We start from the raw sequence: 17,162 nt of genomic DNA, 5'->3' as shown, positions 1-17,162 counted from the left end.
AAGGGTATGGCGAGCCCCAAGTCCAAAAAATCCCCGATGCCCAAAAATTCCCCGATGCCCAAGAAGGAATTGCCGCCCGGCCGGCGCGACGGCTCGAACGCCAAGCCGCGACCGAGGCCGGTCAGATCACGGTCGCTCTACAGCGCGGCCGAAGTGCATGAGATCTTCCGGCGCTTTTCCATACAGCGGCCGGAGCCGAAGGGCGAGCTCGAGCATGTCAACGCCTTCACGCTGCTGGTGGCGGTGGTGCTTTCGGCTCAAGCCACCGATGCCGGCGTCAACAAGGCGACGCGGGCGCTGTTCAAGGTCGCCGATACGCCGCAAAAGATGCTGGCGCTGGGCGAGGCCAAGGTCGGCGACTACATCCGCACGATAGGGCTCTGGCGCAACAAGGCCAGGAACGTCATTGCGCTGTCGCAGGCCTTGATCGCGGACCATGGCGGCGAGGTGCCCGACGACCGCGAGCAACTGGTCAAGTTGCCGGGGGTCGGGCGCAAGACCGCCAACGTCGTGCTCAACATGGCCTTCGGTCAGCACACGATGGCGGTCGACACGCATATACTGCGCATCGGCAACCGGCTCGGCCTGGCGCCCGGCAAGACGCCGGAGCAAGTCGAGCAAGGGCTGCTGAAGATCATACCGGACGAATACATGCGCCACGCGCATCACTGGTTGATCCTGCATGGCCGCTATGTCTGCAAGGCGCGCAAGCCGAATTGTCCGGCCTGCGTCATCGCCGACATCTGCAAGGCGGCGGAGAAGACGACCGATGTGCCGGCGCCGCTGGTGCCGATCGGGCCGCTCGGTCTGGCGGACGAAGTGGCTAATTCTCCTCCACGAACACCTCTTCGCGCTTCTTCTTGACCGCGGGCAGGAAGACGATGACGAGCACGGCGAGCGCAATGAAAAGCAGGCCGGCACTGATCGGTCTCGTCACGAAGGTGCTCGGGTCGCCGCGCGAGAGAATCATGGCGCGGCGCAGGTTTTCCTCAAGCAGCGGGCCAAGCACGAAGCCGAGCAGCAATGGCGCGGGTTCGCAGCGCAGCTTGGTCAGGAGGTAGCCGAGGATGCCGAAGAAGGCGACGGCGTAGAGGTCGAACACGTTGGTGCTGACGCTGTAAACGCCGATCGAGCAGAACGCCATAATGATCGGGAAGAGCACGTAGTAAGGGATCGTGAGGAGCTTCACCCAAAGCCCGATCAGCGGCAGGTTCAGGACGATCAGCATCAGATTGCCGATCCACATCGAGGCGATGATGCCCCAAAACAGGGCCGGCTGTTCGGTCGCGACATTGGGGCCGGGTACGATGCCCTGGATGATCATCGCGCCGATCATCAGCGCCATCACCGGGTTGGCCGGAATGCCGAGCGTCAGCATCGGGATGAAGGAGGTCTGGGCGCCGGCATTGTTGGCCGATTCCGGTCCTGCGACGCCTTCGATGGCGCCCTTGCCGAATTCCCCCGGATTTTTCGATACGCGCTTTTCGACCGTGTAGGAGGCAAAGGCGGCAAGGATCGCGCCGCCTCCCGGCAGGATGCCGAGCGCCGAACCGATGATCGTTCCGCGCACGATGGGCGCCGCCATGCGCCGAAAATCCTCGCGGGTCGGCATGAGGCCGGAGACCTTGCGGATCAGCACGGAGCGCTCATGCTCGTTCTCGAGGTTGCGCAGGATCTCGGCGACGCCGAAGACGCCGACCGCCACCGCGACGAAATTCAGCCCGTCCGCATATTCGGTGATGCCGAGCGTGAAGCGCGGCGTGCCGGTGTAGATGTCGGTGCCGACAATGCCGAGCAGCAGGCCGAGCACGACCATCGCCAGCGCCTTGACGATCGAGCCATGGGCAAGCGCGACGGACGAGACGAGGCCGACGATCATCAGCGAAAAATATTCGGCCGCGCCGAATTCCAGCGCGATCGCCGTCAGCGGCGGGGCAAAGATGGCGACGAGGAAGGTCGACACCGTGCCGGCAAAGAACGAGCCTATCGCCGCGATCGCGAGTGCCGCCCCGGCGCGGCCATTCTTGGCCATCTGATAGCCGTCGATTGCGGTGACTGCCGAAGAGGATTCGCCGGGCATATTGATGAGAATGGCGGTGGTGGAGCCGCCATATTGCGCGCCGTAATAGATGCCGGCGAGCATGATGAGGGAGGACACCGGGTCACCGATCTGGAAGGTGATCGGCAAGAGCATGGCGATGGTTGCGGTGGCGCCGATGCCGGGCAGGACGCCGATCAGCGTGCCGAGAAGGACGCCGATCAGGCAGAAACCAAGATTTGTCAGCGATGTCGCCGTCGAAAAGCCGAGCGCAAGGTTGGCGAGGAGTTCCATGGTCATCTCCTCACATTGGCAGCCACGGGCCAAAGCGCTGGAACGGCAGGCCGAGTGCGTAACTGAAGACGAGGAACGCAAACAGCGTCAGGCCGGCCGACAGCATGAGCGCGGTCAGCGGCTTCATGCGGGCGCTGGCAAACGATGCGATCAGCGCCGTCAGGAAGATCGACGGGATGAAGCCGAGGCCGCGCACCGTCAGGCCGAAGAAGATCGGAGCGGGGAGGATGAACAACATGCCGCGCCAAGCAATGTGGCCGATCGGCTCGCTCTCGAAGCGCACCGCCTGGACGAGGATGACGACGCCAAGCAGGATCAGCACGACCGCCAGGGCCAACGGGAAATAGCCTGGCCCCATGCGGAAGGCGGTGCCGATTTCGAGACCGAGCGACTGAGCCGCGAAAAATGCGCCGAAAGCGATGAACAGCGCGGCGCATAGGCCGTTGGTCCTGTCGATTGCGAAAGGTTTCATGACGTTCCTCCCAGGCTCGCGTCTGGAGCGCGAGACGCTGCATGCGAAAACGGGGCCGAAGCGAAAACGGGGCGCTGGTGGCGGCCCGTTCGAAATCTCAGTCGGCGTACTGGCCGGCGGCTTCGATGATCGGCTTCCAGCGCCCGATCTCGCCTTCCAGCTTGGCCTTCAGCGCGGCCGGCGTCGCGTCGGCCTCGGGTGACGGCTTGGTGCCGAGTTCGGCGAAACGGGCGGCGACGTTCTGGTCCTTCAGTGCGACCTGCAGCGATTTCGACAGCCGTTCGGTGATCTCGGCCGGCGTGCCCTTGGGGGCATAGATGCCGTGCCAGATGCCGACCTGCACCTCGGGAAGGCCGCCTTCCGTCGTCGTGGGGACGTCCGGCAGCACGTCGAGGCGTTCCGGCGAGGTCACTGCGTAGGCCTTGATCGTGCCGCCCTTGATCTGCTTCGTGGTATTGGTCGTCTGGTCGCACATGATGTCGACCTGGCCGCCGAGAAGGTCGGTCATCGCCGGGCCAGTGCCCTTGTATGGCACGGTAACCAGCGGCGTCTTGATGCCGCTCATGAACAGCATGCCACACAGATGCGAGGCCGCACCTATGCCGGCATTGGCCACGGTGATGCTGTCCTTGTTGGCCTTGGCGTACTCGACCAGCCCCTTCAAGTCGGTCGGCTCGAGGTCCTTGCGGCCAACAATGGTCATCGGCACCTCGGTGACGAGGCCAACATATTCGAAGGCGTTCAGCGTGTCGTATGCGAGCTTCCGGTATAGCGTCGCACTGGTCGCCATGCCGATATGATGCAGGAGCAGCGTATAGCCGTCCGGCTCCGCTTTAGCGACGCGACCGGCGCCCAGCGTGCCGCCGGCACCGCCGACATTCTCGACGATGACCTGCTGGCCGAGATCCTTCGACATGGCTTCCGCGACGAGGCGCGTCACCGTGTCGGTCGGGCCACCGGCCGCAAACGGCACCACGACAGTGATGGTGCGTTCGGGATAGGTCTGGGCGCCTGCGGCGAACGGATAAAGGATGGCAGCAGCGGCGGCTGCGAGAGCGGCGACAAATTTTCTCATAGTGGTTCCTCCCAGAATTCTGATCTGCAACCACTGCGCGGAGTTCCTCTCAACACCGGCTGTGGATAGAGCAATAATTAGCGCAAGCTAGCAGATTGCAATCGGACTGAAACGGCAAACTGCTGATATCCGCAACTGTCCGCACCCAATGGGTGAAGGGATGCGCAATCTAGTAGCCGTAGCCGCGTGCCATTGCCGCCGCAAAGACCGGGATCAGCAGGAAGATGAACGCTTCGGCGCGCACATAGCTGCGCGCGGATGCGAGTTCCGCCGCCGGTACCCGGAAGCCGGGGCTACCTGCCTGTTCCAGGAGATGAAGCGGACGGTCGGGATGATCGACAGCAGACCGACGGTGGCGAAGGCCGCCATCTTGGCCCAGAACATCCAGTTGTAGGCATAGAATTCCCAGCCCTTCAGGCCATAGAAGACGCGACCGATGCCGACGATGATGATCAGCGTGGCGATGATGCCGTAATGGCGATCGATACCGGCAAGCCGCTTGAGCGTCGCGGCGGGCAGGTCGCTGCGGATCAGCACAAATTCGGCGCCGATGATGCCGGCCAGCGAAAACACCAGCAGATGATGGATGATGGCCAGCACGAGGTCGGTGGTATCCATGCTTTCTCCCTTCGATCGGACGGCGCGGCAAGGAGCGCCTGAATCGGCACCGGCCGAAGAGTAGCATCGTCGATCAAAATTCCCAGATACGCCGGTGGTGGACATCTGGCCGTCGGCGCTATTGACGCCATCTGCTGACAGTCCGGTCGTCCTGGAAGATGATCCATGCTGTCGTGGCCCTTGCCCCACGCAAGCCATTTGCTAGGCGCAGGACAGCTCAACCGAGGCAAATCCCATGGTCAGTCCAAAGGCAGCCGGCGCACCGGTCATCGAAACGGCGCGCACCATTCTCAGGACGCACCGGCTGGATGATTTCGACACCTATGTCGCCATGTGGGCCGATCCCGGCGTCACCCGTTTCATCGGCGGCAAGCCGCGCACGCGCGAGGAAAGCTGGATGCGTTTCCTGCGCCATGCCGGCCTGTGGTCGCTTCTGGGCTACGGCTTCTGGGCAATCGAGGACAAGGCCACCGGCAGCTTCATCGGCGAGGCCGGCTTCCACGACCTCAAGCGCGATATCGAGCCGTCGATCGAGGGCGTGCCGGAGGCCGGCTGGGCGCTGGCACCTGAGGCGCACGGCCAGGGATTGGCCAGCGAAGTCGTGAGACGGGTTCTCGCCTGGGGCGACGAGATGTTCAAGGGTGCAAGAACCGTCTGCATCATCGATCCGGAAAACACCGCATCGCTGAATGTCGCGGCAAAGTGCGGCTACAAGGAATTGCTGCGGACCACCTATCACGATGCGGCGACGATCCTCCTGGAACGGCAGGCTTAGAGCAATTCCAGGAAAGTGCTCAGCGGCCCCGTTATCCGAGCTTGCGCAACTTGCGCGCAAGCTCGCTCCAAGGGTCGTCGATGCCCGGTCCTGCACCAGGTTTCAGCAGGGGCGTCGAAGCGTCGAAAGGTTGCGGTCCGGCGATCGCATAGCCTTGCGCATAGTCGACGCCGATTGTCTTCAAGGCCTCGACGATGCTTTCGCTTTCGACGAACTCAGCAATGGTGCGCTTGCCCATCACCTTGCCGATATGATGGATCATCTCGACCATGGCGCGGTCGATCCGATCGTCCAGCATGTCCTTGACGAAGCTGCCGTCGATTTTCAGATAGTCGACGGGCAGGTGCTTCAGATAAGCGAAGGACGACATGCCGGAGCCGAAGTCGTCGAGGGCGAAGCGGCAGCCCAGTTCGCGCAGGTCGGCTTTGAAACGCATGGCGTTGGTGAGGTCGGCAATCGCGCTGGTCTCCGTGATCTCCAGGCAGATCATGCCCGGCGGAATGCCATGGACGTCGAATTGTTCGCGCAGGAAGCCGAGGAAGGTGTCGTCGCCGAAACTTGCGCCGGATAGATTGACCGCGCAGGTGGCGATGGGAGCGGCCTGCGGGTTGGCAAGGCGGGCAGCCAAAACGCCGAAAGTGTTGCGCACGACCCAGCGGTCGATCGACGGCATCAGGCCATAACGCTCGGCTGCCGGAATGAAGCTGGCCGGCGAAACGATGAGGCCATCCTCGTCGGTCAACCGCAGCAGTATTTCGACATGGGCACCGGCCTCGGCCGCGGCGGCGTTGAGCGGCCAGATCTTCTGCGCATGAAGCTTGAAGCGGTCCTCTTCCAGCGCGGCGTGCAGGCGTTGCACCCAGGCCATTTCGTTGCATCCGATTGGTTTTGAATGCTCTTAACTGTCTGACGTCTGTAATGCAGGAGAGCAGGCACAGACCAGAAACCGTGGACACGCCGGCGCTTTACGCGTGGGGATCGGCTTTCGATAGGGCATGTTCGAGCATCGATGCGTCTTCCCCGAAAGCGCGCGTGGCGCGGGCTGCCGCCGCCAGCAGGGATGGCGTCATGCGCCGCAGAAAGGCCGCATCGACACGTGTGCTCGGGCCGGCCAGCGTCAGCACGCCAAGCAGAGTGCGCCCCGGGCCGAACACCGGTGCGGACACGCCCGCCGTCTCGGGGTCGCGGTCGCCCACCGACAGATAATGATAGGTCGCGCGGATGGTTTCGTAGGGCTCGCCCGGCTCGCCGGAGAACGCCGCCAGCACGCGGCCTCCCGAACCCAGTCGCAGCGGCAGCACGTCGCCTTCCCTGATGGTGTAGCGGATCGGATGCTTGGATTCGACACGGTAGAGACAGGTGCGGAAATCGCCCGAGCGGACGTAGAAGGCGACGCTCTCCCAGCTCTGCTCGGCCAGGTCGCGCATGATCGGCAGCAGGATGTCGACCGCCGCCACCGAACGCTGGTAGATCGCGCCAAGCCGGAAGGTTGCCGGGCCGACGCGGTAGCGGCCGTCATCCAGGCGTTCCAGCAATTGACCGCGCAGCAGCGAACCCGCCAGCCTCAGGATCGTGCTCTTGTAGAGACCGGTGCGTGCGGCGATTTCGGCAAGGCTGAGCGACTTGTCAACCGAGGCGAAGGCGTCGAGAATGGCGATGGCGCGATCGAGTGCGGCAACGCCGTCCGCTGATGCGGATCTGGGCCGTATGTCATTCATCTGTTTGACGATTTCGTTTCGGTTCCCGGTTCGGACGAAGACCCCAACCGGGCAAACTATGCCGGATGCCACGCATTCTGTCCAGTAGAATGCTGTTCCTGTTGACAGAACGCGGTAACATCTGCTTGAACTTGGAGGCGGGTCTGAATTCAGGCCACGTTTCTGGCAGGCACCGGAGGAGGTGTCGCGATTTGGAGGAATCCCATGCTGAACAGACGCAAATTCCTGACGAGCACCGCCGCGGCAGGCGCCGCCGGTTTCGCCGCACTGCACTTCACACCCGCTTTCGCACAGGACGCACCGCAGATCCAGATCTTCGTGCCGGCTGCGCCCGGTGGCGGCTGGGACCAGACGGCGCGCACTATCGACCAGGTGCTGCGTTCTGAAAAATTGATTTCCGGCTCGCAGATCACCAATGTCGGCGGCGCCGGCGGCACGGTCGGCCTGCCGCAGTTCGTCAACCAGTGGAACGGCAAGGGCAATTCGCTGATGGTGGCCGGCATGGTCATGGTCGGTGCCATCATCGCCAACAAGTCGGCCAACAACCTCACCGAGGTGACGCCGATCGCACGCCTCACCGGGGAATTCGAAGCGCTGGTGGTGCCGGCCGCCTCGCCGTTCAAGACGGCCGCCGATTTCGTCACCGCGCTGAAGGCGGACCCGACCAAGGTGCCGGTGGCCGGCGGCTCCGCCGGCGGCTCGGACCATATCCTGTTCGGCCTGATCGCCAAGACGGCCGGCGTGCCGGCGACCAACCTTTCCTACGTGCCGTTCGCCGGCGGTGGCGAGGCACTCTCGGCTTTGCTCGGCAACCAGGTCGCGGCCGGCATTTCCGGTTATGGCGAGTTCGCCGAACAGGTCAAGGCGGGCGCGCTGCGGCTGCTCGCGATCTCGGCCGACAAGCGCCAGGATGGCATCGACGCGCCGACGCTGAAGGAGGCCGGCATCGATGTCGAACTGTTCAACTGGCGCGGCGTCTTTGCACCGCCCGGTGTCTCCGACGCTGACAAGGCGGCGATGGTCAAGTTGGTCGAGACAATGGCCAAGAGCGAGGCCTGGGCAACGGAGTGCAAGAACCGCAACTGGACGCAGATCCTGCTCACCGGTGACGACTATGCCAAGTTCCTCATCGAGGACACTGCCCGTATCACTGCGATCCTCAAGGATCTCGGCCTCGCCTGATGCTTCCCAAGGGGGCGGCCCGCGCCGCCCCTTTCTGGAGGCTCCGCAACCGCATGGACATGCGATCCATCGCGGGTGAGACTGCGGTCAGGGCCGGCCGTGGGAGGCTGGCCATCTTGGGAGGACATTCATGAGCACCAGCGACCAGCAGGCGCCGCCGCGGCACCTTGCAATGCCCGAATTGTTGATCGGCATCGGGCTTCTCGCCTGCGCCGCGGCCGTGGCCTGGCAGACGTTGGCGATCCCGGTATCGCCGCTTTACTCCAAGGTCGGCCCGACCGTCTTTCCCTATCTCACCATGACAGGCATGTTGGTGCTTTCCCTGCTCCTCATCGTCGCCGCGCTGAGGGGCGGCTGGCAGCCGGAGGAGGAAAAGGAAACGCCGACCGACTGGAAGGCGATGGGCTTCGTGGCTGCCGGACTGGTCGCCAACCTGCTGCTGATCCATCCGCTGGGCTTCACCGCCGCCTCGGTGATCATGTTCGTCCTCATCTGCTACGGGTTCGGCAGCAAGCATCCGTTGCGCGATGCACTGCTTGGACTGATCCTGGCGCTCGCGGCCTATTTCGGTTTCGCCAGAGCGCTCGGCGTCAACATTGGTGCCGGCTTCATCGAGAACCAGCTGAACACGGTCATCAACGCGATCATCGGCATGGCGAGGGGCTGAAGCGATGGAAACCCTCAATCAACTCGCCCATGGATTTTCGGTCGCCTTCACGCCGGTCAACCTCATGTGGTGCCTGCTCGGCACGACATTGGGAACGGCGATCGGCGTGCTGCCCGGCCTCGGGCCGGCGCTGACCATCGCCTTGCTTTTGCCGATCACCTACCAGGTGGCGCCGGAAGCCTCCTTCATCCTGTTCGCCGGTATCTATTACGGCGCCATGTATGGCGGCTCGACGACGTCGATCCTGCTCAACACGCCGGGCGAAAGCGCCACCATCGTCACGGCGCTGGAAGGCAACAGGATGGCACGCTCCGGCCGCGGCGGCGCGGCATTGGCGACGTCGGCGATCGGCTCCTTTGTCGCCGGCACCATCGGCACGCTCGGCGTCGCCTTCCTGGCGCCGATCGTGGTCAAGTTCGCGCTGGCATTCGGGCCGGCCGAGTATTTCTCGCTGATGGTGCTGGCCTTCATCACCGTGTCGGCGGTGCTCGGCTCGTCGTCGGTGCGGGGGCTCACCAGCCTGTTCGCCGGCTTCGTCATTGGCATGATCGGCGTCGACCTGCAGACCGGCCAGCCACGCTTCACTTTCGGCATGGGCGAACTGCTCGACGGTGTCGACGTCATCATCGTTGCGGTCGGCCTGTTCGCGGTCGGCGAGACGCTCTACATGGCGTCGCGCCGCTACGCCGGCAAGGACGAGATCGTGCCGCTGAAAGGCTCGCTCTACATGACCGCGGCCGAATGGGGTCGCTCGTGGAAGGCGTGGCTGCGCGGTGCGGCGATCGGCTTTCCGATCGGCGCCATGCCGGCCGGCGGCGCCGAAATCCCGACCTTCCTGTCCTACGCCATCGAGAAGAAGCTTTCGAAACACAAGGAGGAGTTCGGCACGGTCGGCGCCATCGAAGGCGTTGCCGGTCCGGAAGCGGCCAACAATGCCTCGGCCGCCGGCGTGCTGGTGCCGATGCTGACGCTCGGCCTGCCGACCTCGGCGACCGCGGCGATCATGCTGTCGGCCTTCCAGAGCTACGGCATCAATCCAGGGCCGCTGCTCTTGACGACGCAGGCCAATCTGGTTTGGGGCCTGATCGCCAGCCTGTTCATCGCCAACGTCATCCTGGTCATCCTCAACCTGCCGCTGATCGGGCTCTGGGTGCGGCTGTTGAAAATCCCGGCGCCGCAGCTCTATGCGGGCATCCTGGTCTTTGCCACCGTCGGCACCTACGGCATCTCGCAATCGCCGATCGATCTCGTCATCCTCTATCTGCTGGGTGCTGCCGGCTTCCTGATGCGGCGCTTCGATTTCCCGACCGCGCCTGTGATCATCGGCATGATCCTCGGGCCACTCGCCGAGACGCAGTTCCGTCGGGCGATGACCATCTCAAATGGCGACTGGTCGGTGTTCTACACGCACAAGCTGTCGCTGACGCTGCTGACGCTGGCCTTCATCGGCCTGGCGGGGCCGCATATCTGGGCCTTCATCGAGCATCGCCGGCGGCGCGGGCCAGAGAATGTGCCCGGCGATGCCTGACCTGTCTGGAGCATCATGACCGATCTGCTTTCCGGCATCCGCGTCCTCGATCTGACCAATGTGCTGGCCGGCCCGTACTGCGCCTACCAGCTAGCACTGCTCGGCGCCGATGTAATCAAGGTCGAGGCGCCGCAAGGCGGCGACCTGGCGCGTCAGCTCGGTGCCTCGCCGAAACTTAACCAGGCCGGCATGGGCGCCTCGTTCCTGGCGCAGAACGCCGGCAAACGATCGGTGGTGCTCGATCTGAAGAAGGAAGTCGATCGCGAGCGCTTCCTCGATCTGGTCGCCTCCGCCGACGCACTGGTCGAGAATTTCCGGCCGGGGGTCATGGACCGACTTGGCCTCGGCTATGAGAGGCTGAAAGAGGTCCGCCCCGGCCTAGTCTATTGCGCCATATCGGGGTTCGGCCAGACCGGGCCGATGCGCGACAATCCAGCCTATGACCAGATCATCCAGGGCCTTTCCGGCATCATGAGCATCACCGGCACGCCGGAGACGGCGCCATTGCGCGTCGGCTACCCGGTCGCCGACACGCTGGGCGGGCTGGTCGGGGCGTTTGCGATCGCCGCGGCACTGGTGAAGCAGAGAGTGTCCGGCGAGGGCGCCTTCCTGGACGTGTCGATGCTGGAATGCACGCTCTCGGCATTGGGCTGGCCGGTGTCCAACTATCTGACGGCCGGCGTCGAGCCGCAACCGATGGGCAATGAGAACATGACGGCGGCTCCTTCCGGCGCGTTCCGCACCGGCGACGGCCTGCTCAACATCGCCGCCAACAAGCAGGAGCAGTTCGTTACGCTGTGCCAGTTGATCGGTCGGCCGGAACTGGTGTCGGATCCGCGCTTTGCCGAGCGCGAGACGCGCAAGAGGAACCGCGTTGCGCTGAAAGGGCTGATCGAGGAAGCCCTGGCGGGCGCCTCGGCCGCCGTCTGGGAAGAGAAGCTCAGCCGCGCCGGCGTGCCGGCGGGGCGGGTGCTGACGATCCCGCAAGTGCTCGACGAAAAGCAAGTCATCGAACGCGACATGACCACGCGCTTCGATGGCCTGCCCGGCCTGGACAGGCCGCTGACCGTCGTGCGCGGCGGTTTCATGGTCGACGGCGCGGCCCCCTTGCCGACCAGGGCGCCACCGGTGCTGGGCGAGCACATGGACGAGATTTTCGCCGACCTGCCGCCGCGAGCCAAGACAAGGGCGCGGGCATGAGCGGTCCGGAGAAGAAGACCGGCCGCGAGCGCGGCGAGGAGTGGTGGCAGACCGATATCATCGAGATGCGGCCAGGCGTGATCCGGCTGCGCGGCTATGAAATCCAGGAGCTGATCGGCCGCGTCAGTTTTCCGGCGATGATCTGGCTGATGCTGCGCGGCGAACTGCCAGGCGAGGAGCAGGCGGCGCTGCTTGGCATCGCGCTGGGCGCGGCCGTCGATCACGGTCCGCAGGCGCCATCGATCGCCATTGCCCGCATGGCAGCGACCTGCGGCGTCGGCATCAACAGCGCCATGGCCTCGGCCATCAATGTGCTCGGCGACGTGCATGGCGGCGCCGGCGAACAGGCGCTTTCCTTCTATGGCGATGTTGCCGCGGCTATGGATCAAGGCACGGCGCTTGCCGATGCCGTGACGGCGCGGCTCGATCGGTTCCTCGCCGAGGAAAAGGGCTATGTGCCGGGTTTCGGCCATCGCTTCCATCCCATCGATCCACGCGCCCCGCGCCTGATCGAAGTGACCCGCGATTTTGCCGCGCGCAGCGTCATCGGCGGGCGCTTCGCCGACATCGCCGAAGCGATTGAGGTCGAGCTTGCGCAGCGCAAGGGCAAAACTATCCCGCTCAACATCGATGGCGCTACCGCCGTGATCTATGGCGAGCTCGGCTTTCCGCCGGCGCTGACGCGCGGCCTGTTCGTGCTGTCGCGCTCGGTGGGCATATTGGCGCATGCGTGGGAGCAATCGCAGCAGAGCGACCGCAACAAGGGGCCACTGCCACGGGAATGGCTGTGGGCCTATACAGGCACGCCTGTGCGGCCATTTCCCGGGCGCGACGAGGAAAGCCACTGAGGCGACGCGTCAGAGCCCGCCGGCGGGCTCAGCCTGGGGGAGCTTCAAATCCCTGAGCAGCGTGGAAAGATCCGGCTCGTCGATGAGCAGCGCCGCGTCTTCCGGCGCCAGCCATGCCCGCTGTCGGCTTTCGGCCTCCTGCCAGTTCGCCAGTTCCTCGGTCACTTCCAGCAGGTAGACAATGACGTCGACACGGATGAAGCCGCTAGCCAGCCTTTTCCAGTAGGAATAGCTGCCGGCCGGGTCTTTCAATGTCTTGCCGAGAACGCCGGCTTCCTCCCGCGCCTCGATCATGGCTGCCTTGCGCCCGCTCTTGCCCTTCATCGGCCAGCCCTTGGGCACGATGAACCGCCTGGTCGTGCGCGACGTGACCAGCATGACCTCGATATCGCCATCCGCGCCCAGCCGAAAGGGAATGGCCGCGACCTGGCGGATCCGGTCACCCTTTTTTGCCCTGCGTACCGCTTTCTTCTTGGTCGGCGCCATTTGCCCAAAACCCAGTCGAGACAGCATCTCCGTTGCGCGAGAGAGCTGCCGTCGTGCAAACCCCAAACCCGCCCTCGATGCAATGTGACATTTCCGGCAGATAAGTCGGCTAAATAAATCGAAAATGCCGGCTTGTCAGCGGCAGCCCGTTAGAACTGCGTTGCCCAGCACCGTGCAAGGCGGCTTGACCACCGGCACCTGCGGTCGAGGCTGCGGCACGATTTGACGATCCTCGGCGCGATATTGCTGCTGCTGTTGCTGGAATTGCCGCCGCTGCATCCTGTTTTGCAAGGCCTGCAAGTCGTTCTGCTGGATCAGAATATTACGATTTGTTGGAGTAACGGCTTGCGCCAAGGCATACGGGGCTGCAACCGGCAGCATGACTGTTGCCAGCATGGCCGACATGAAGACCGTCGATAGACGAAGCTGCGGCATCGATCCGCTCCCGCGTGAAGAACCTGCCATTTATATAGGGCATTTGACCGGCGGTGCCATGGGCGATGGGGCCTGGTGCCGGTGGCGTTCAACGCCGACATCATGCCACTGCTGCAGACGGCACCACCTTGAAGATCAATGCGGTCGCGGTGGATTCGGGACAACCGATCAGCTTCGCCATCTCGCTCAACGGCTTCGGCGGCGCGCTGGCCAGAACTGCCGAACTCTCGGCCGACTGAGCGCCGCCCGCGCGAACGCTCAGAAGGCGTGTTTGAGCGCGCTCAGTCGACCTCGCGCAGGCGATATCCGACGCCGGTCTCGGTGGTGATGTAGCGCGGCTGGTCGGGCGTCCTCTCGATCTTCTGCCTGAGCTGGCGGACGTAGACCCTGAGATATTGCACATCGGTGGAATCGCCCCAGACCTGCTTCAGCAGGAAATGGTGGGTCAGCACCTTGCCGGCGTGCTGCACCAGGATGCGCAATATGTCGTATTCCTTCGGCGAGAGTTTTACCTCCTTGCCTTCGACCTTGACGATGCGCTTGACCAGGTCGACCATGAGGTCGCCGGTGTGGAACACCGGCTTCTCGCCCTGCTGCTGGAACTTGTGGCGCAGCGCCACGCGGATGCGCGCGACGAGCTCGTTCATGCCGAACGGCTTGGTGACATAATCATCGGCGCCGAGCTCGAGCGCCTGGACGATGCCGGTCTCGTCGGTACGGCTGGACAGGATGACCACGGGAATATCGAGGCCGTCGTCGCGCCACTTGCCGAGCAGCTCGTGGCCGGTCATGCCGGGCAGGCCGAGATCGAGCAGGATCAGGTCAGGGCGCTCCGTTTCCATGAGCTCAATCGCCGCCTTTGCGTTTGGCGCCTCCGAGACCGCATAGCCCTGGCTGCCGAGGCCGACGCGAAGCAGTTTGCGGATCGGCGGTTCGTCATCGACGACCAATATGGTGACGTTCTGATGCGTCATGCCAAATCACCAACAGTCTGGTCGTCCGATTTGGGCTCGGTCACCTCAGGCAGCTCCGTCGGCACCGGCATGCGGATGGTGAAGATCGCGCCCGGGCGGTCTGTCCGGTTTGCCGCCGAGATGGTGCCTCCCATCGCTTCGATGAAACCACGGCAGATCGACAGGCCAAGGCCGGTGCCGGCGCGCACCTGGTCGCGCTTGCGCACCCGGTAGAAGCTGTCGAAAATCCGCTCCAGATCGGCGGGTGGAATGCCCAGACCCTCGTCCATGATCTGCAGGATGACAAAACCATTGTCGACCCAGGCCTGCAGCCGGATCGTCGATCCGGGCGGCGCATATTTCGCGGCGTTGTCGAGGAGATTGAACAGCGCCTGCTCGAACAGGACGGGGTCGAGCCGCAGCATCGGCAGATCGGAGGGGATGTCTATCTCGGTCTTGTGCTCCCCGATGATCTTGTGCGCCCGGCTCAAAGCCGAACCGACGATGTCGCCGACAAAGTGGAAGGCGTAGTTCGGCTCCATGGCGCCGGATTCGATCTTGGTCATGTCGAGCAAATTGGCAATGAAGCGGTTCAGCCGCTCGGATTCATCGAGCACGGTCGACAACAGCTCGGCCCGGTCCTTCTCGGGCAGCGCCGGCGCGAATTCGCGGAGCGTGCCGGCGGCGCCCATGATGGCGGCGAGCGGCGTCTTTAGGTCATGCGAGATCGAGGTCAGCAGCGCTGAGCGCAAACGGTCGGCCTCGGCCGCGAGCTTGGCGCGGTCGACGTCGGCGACAAGTTGGATGCGCTCGATGGCGACGGCTGCCTGGTCGGCGAGCGCGTCGAGCAGACGCTGCTGCTCCGGTGTCAGCAGCGGCCCCTGCTTGTCATTGTCGAGGCCGACGACGCCGACGGCCGTGCGTCCCGTGCGCAGGGGAAGGTAGAGGCGTTTTGCGCCGGGCAGCGTGTCGGCGCCGCGTCCCGCGGCGCGGTCGTGCTCCCAGGCCCAGCGGGCGGCCGCGATGTCCGCCTCGGCCAGCGTGTCGTCGGGCGGATAGCCGGCCTTGACGGTGATCGTGCCGTTCTCGGGCAGGAGCAGCACGACCCGCAGCTTCAGCATCGAGGCGATCTGGAAGGCGGTGGCCCACAGCACGTCGTCCAGCGTGCCGGCGCCGGCGAGCTTCTTTGAAAAGAGATAAATATCTTCCGTGGCCCGTGCGCGGGAGCGGGCGGCGATCGCCTGGCGCTGAACGCGCGCCGTCAGGTTGCTGGCGATGACGGCGACAACGAGGAAGACGGCAAGCGCGACAATGCTTTCCGGGTCCCGGATCGTCAGCGTGTAGCGCGGCTCCAGGAAAAAGAAGTTGAAGGCAAGGGCGCTGACGAAACAGGCGTACAGCGCCGGCCAGAGCCCGCCGGTCACCGCCGACGTCAACACCCCGATGAGGAAGATGATCGCGAGATTGCGGACGTCGAGAAACTGGTCGAGAAGCACGGCAAAGGCGAGCGAGCCGGTGACGAAGGCCGTGGCCTTGAGATAGGGCCAGATATCGAACTGCCACTGCTCGTCCGCCGCCTTGACGCTCCTGGCGTTGGCCTCGATGCCCCGCTCGGTTCCCGAAATGACATGGACGCTGATGTCGCCGGCATTGCGGATGAGATCGTAGGTGAGGGAACCTTCGATCAGTTCGCGCCAGCGCGATCGGGTCGGCCTACCGATGACGATATGGGTGAAATTGTTCGCAGTCGCGTGGCGGACGATGTCCTGCGCGACGTACTGACCAGGAATCGTCGTCACCTCGGCGCCGAGTTGCTCGGCAAGGCGCAGCAATGTCGCCAGCCGATCCTTGTCCTCCTCGGACACGACAGCCGAACGAGGTGTATCGACGTGAAGCGCCGTCCAGGGCGCGCGGAGCCGATCGGCCAATCTGCGCGCATAGCGGACGCGAGCCGCCCCGCCCGGACGTGCGTCGACGCAGACGAGGACCCTTTCGCCTGCCGCCCACGGCCCTGGAATGGCGTTCGCCTGCATGTGGTTGAGCAACTGCTCGTCGACGCGCTGGGCCGTGCGCCGCAGCGCCAGTTCCCGAAGTGCCGTCAGATTGCCCGGCGAGAAATAGTTCTCGATGGCGCGCTGGGCGGTGTTGGGAAAATAGACCTTGCCTTCCCTCAGCCGCTGGATCAGGTCGTCGGGGGTGAGATCGATGATCTCTATGTCGTCGGCCTGGTCGATGATGGAGTCGGGAACCGTCTCGCGCACCCTGACATGGGTGATCTGCGCCACGACATCGTTCAGACTCTCGACATGCTGGATGTTGAGCGTCGTGTAGACGTCGATGCCGTTCGCCAGGATTTCCTGGACATCGAGATAGCGCTTGGGATGGCGACTGCCCGGCGCGTTGGTGTGGGCGAGTTCGTCGACGAGAACCAGCTTGGGGCGGCGGGCGAGGATGGCATCGATGTCCATCTCGTCCAGCACGCGCCCCTTGTAGTCGACCTTTTGGCGCGGGATGACCTCGTAGCCTGCCACCAGCGCCAGGGTTTCCTTGCGGCCGTGCGTCTCGACGACGCCAATCACCACGTCCGTGCCGTCGGCCAGCCTGGCGCGGCCCGCCATCAGCATCTCGTAGGTCTTGCCGACACCGGGTGCGGCGCCGAGGAATATCCTCAGGCGGCCGCGCTCCTCCCGCTCCGCATGCTCCAGCAGGGCGTCCGGAGAGGGTCTGTTGTCGTTGCTTCTGTCCTCTGGCATTTGATCCTAGCGGGCCAACGTTTCACGGAAACGCAGAACCGCTCTATCTCTTTGTTTTCACGCAATTCCGGACGGAAAACCGCTGCGCACTTTTTCCTGGAATTGCTCTAGATATGGACG

Annotated in this window: 16 protein-coding genes and 1 pseudogene; 7 read left to right on the top strand and 10 right to left on the bottom strand. The window is 64.2% G+C overall.

What is annotated here, in order from left to right; translation table 11 throughout:
• Positions 1–6 precede the first annotated feature (6 nt).
• Positions 7–864 (top strand): endonuclease III, encoded by an 858-nt coding sequence (gene nth / locus ACFX5Q_RS12140; RefSeq protein WP_404278037.1) that lies wholly within the window; start codon positions 7–9, stop codon positions 862–864.
• Here the strand turns inward: nth and ACFX5Q_RS12135 are convergent.
• From ACFX5Q_RS12135 to ACFX5Q_RS12120, 4 genes are all read right to left on the bottom strand, one after another.
• Entirely contained in the window at positions 824–2,332 is a 1,509-nt protein-coding gene (locus ACFX5Q_RS12135) for a tripartite tricarboxylate transporter permease (protein ID WP_404278035.1), read from the bottom strand. The two genes, nth and ACFX5Q_RS12135, sit on opposite strands and share 41 nt — an antisense overlap.
• Before the next feature lie 10 nt (positions 2,333–2,342).
• A complete protein-coding gene (locus tag ACFX5Q_RS12130) occupies positions 2,343–2,804 on the bottom strand; it encodes a tripartite tricarboxylate transporter TctB family protein (protein WP_404278033.1) in 462 nt (153 codons plus the stop codon).
• 97 nt (positions 2,805–2,901) lie between these two features.
• On the bottom strand, positions 2,902–3,879 hold the full coding sequence (locus ACFX5Q_RS12125; protein WP_404278031.1) for a tripartite tricarboxylate transporter substrate-binding protein: 978 nt from the start codon (positions 3,877–3,879) through the stop codon (positions 2,902–2,904).
• 213 nt (positions 3,880–4,092) lie between these two features.
• Complete coding sequence (locus ACFX5Q_RS12120) at positions 4,093–4,497, bottom strand: DUF2214 family protein (RefSeq protein WP_404278029.1); 405 nt, start codon at positions 4,495–4,497, stop codon at positions 4,093–4,095.
• Positions 4,498–4,732: 235 nt separating this feature from the next.
• Between ACFX5Q_RS12120 and ACFX5Q_RS12115 the strand changes: the two genes are divergently transcribed.
• On the top strand, positions 4,733–5,272 hold the full coding sequence (locus ACFX5Q_RS12115) for a GNAT family N-acetyltransferase (protein ID WP_404278027.1): 540 nt from the start codon (positions 4,733–4,735) through the stop codon (positions 5,270–5,272).
• Between the two features lie 31 nt (positions 5,273–5,303).
• Here ACFX5Q_RS12115 and ACFX5Q_RS12110 read toward each other — a convergent pair.
• Positions 5,304–6,143 (bottom strand): annotated as a pseudogene (locus ACFX5Q_RS12110) (EAL domain-containing protein); the annotation flags it as partial.
• Positions 6,144–6,237: 94 nt separating this feature from the next.
• Entirely contained in the window at positions 6,238–6,990 is a 753-nt protein-coding gene (locus ACFX5Q_RS12105; protein WP_404278025.1) for an IclR family transcriptional regulator, read from the bottom strand.
• 204 nt (positions 6,991–7,194) lie between these two features.
• Here ACFX5Q_RS12105 and ACFX5Q_RS12100 point away from each other — a divergent pair, with 204 nt between their 5' ends.
• From ACFX5Q_RS12100 to ACFX5Q_RS12080, 5 genes are all read left to right on the top strand, one after another.
• Entirely contained in the window at positions 7,195–8,172 is a 978-nt protein-coding gene (locus ACFX5Q_RS12100; RefSeq protein ID WP_404278023.1) for a Bug family tripartite tricarboxylate transporter substrate binding protein, read from the top strand.
• 130 nt (positions 8,173–8,302) lie between these two features.
• Positions 8,303–8,839, top strand: a complete 537-nt coding sequence (locus tag ACFX5Q_RS12095; protein WP_404278021.1) for a tripartite tricarboxylate transporter TctB family protein — start codon at positions 8,303–8,305, stop codon at positions 8,837–8,839.
• 4 nt (positions 8,840–8,843) lie between these two features.
• On the top strand, positions 8,844–10,367 hold the full coding sequence (locus ACFX5Q_RS12090; protein WP_192183370.1) for a tripartite tricarboxylate transporter permease: 1,524 nt from the start codon (positions 8,844–8,846) through the stop codon (positions 10,365–10,367).
• A gap of 15 nt (positions 10,368–10,382) precedes the next feature.
• The gene (locus ACFX5Q_RS12085; RefSeq protein WP_404278018.1) at positions 10,383–11,567 is read left to right on the top strand and encodes a CaiB/BaiF CoA transferase family protein; all 1,185 of its coding nucleotides are present in this window, start codon (positions 10,383–10,385) and stop codon (positions 11,565–11,567) included.
• Complete coding sequence (locus ACFX5Q_RS12080; RefSeq protein ID WP_404278016.1) at positions 11,564–12,415, top strand: citryl-CoA lyase; 852 nt, start codon at positions 11,564–11,566, stop codon at positions 12,413–12,415. The genes ACFX5Q_RS12085 and ACFX5Q_RS12080 overlap by 4 nt, the downstream gene beginning before the upstream one ends.
• 9 nt (positions 12,416–12,424) lie before the next feature.
• Here the strand turns inward: ACFX5Q_RS12080 and ACFX5Q_RS12075 are convergent, their stop codons facing one another.
• The 4 genes from ACFX5Q_RS12075 to ACFX5Q_RS12060 all read right to left on the bottom strand — a co-directional run bounded on the left by ACFX5Q_RS12075 (position 12,425) and on the right by ACFX5Q_RS12060 (position 17,042).
• A complete protein-coding gene (locus ACFX5Q_RS12075; protein WP_404278014.1) occupies positions 12,425–12,901 on the bottom strand; it encodes an NUDIX hydrolase in 477 nt (158 codons plus the stop codon).
• Between the two features lie 135 nt (positions 12,902–13,036).
• A complete protein-coding gene (locus ACFX5Q_RS12070) occupies positions 13,037–13,336 on the bottom strand; it encodes a hypothetical protein (RefSeq protein WP_404278012.1) in 300 nt (99 codons plus the stop codon).
• Positions 13,337–13,617: 281 nt separating this feature from the next.
• Positions 13,618–14,310, bottom strand: coding sequence for a response regulator transcription factor (locus ACFX5Q_RS12065; protein ID WP_404278010.1), 693 nt, complete (start codon positions 14,308–14,310; stop codon positions 13,618–13,620).
• A complete protein-coding gene (locus ACFX5Q_RS12060) occupies positions 14,307–17,042 on the bottom strand; it encodes a DUF4118 domain-containing protein (RefSeq protein ID WP_404278008.1) in 2,736 nt (911 codons plus the stop codon). The genes ACFX5Q_RS12065 and ACFX5Q_RS12060 overlap by 4 nt, the downstream gene beginning before the upstream one ends.
• Between the last annotated feature and the right edge of the window lie 120 nt (positions 17,043–17,162).

The organism is Mesorhizobium sp. IMUNJ 23033 (assembly GCF_044778005.1).
Classification (GTDB): Bacteria; Pseudomonadota; Alphaproteobacteria; order Rhizobiales; family Rhizobiaceae; genus Mesorhizobium; species Mesorhizobium amorphae_A.
The sequence above is the reverse complement of the archived record's forward strand: the minus strand, read 5'-3'. Positions and strand labels throughout refer to the sequence as shown.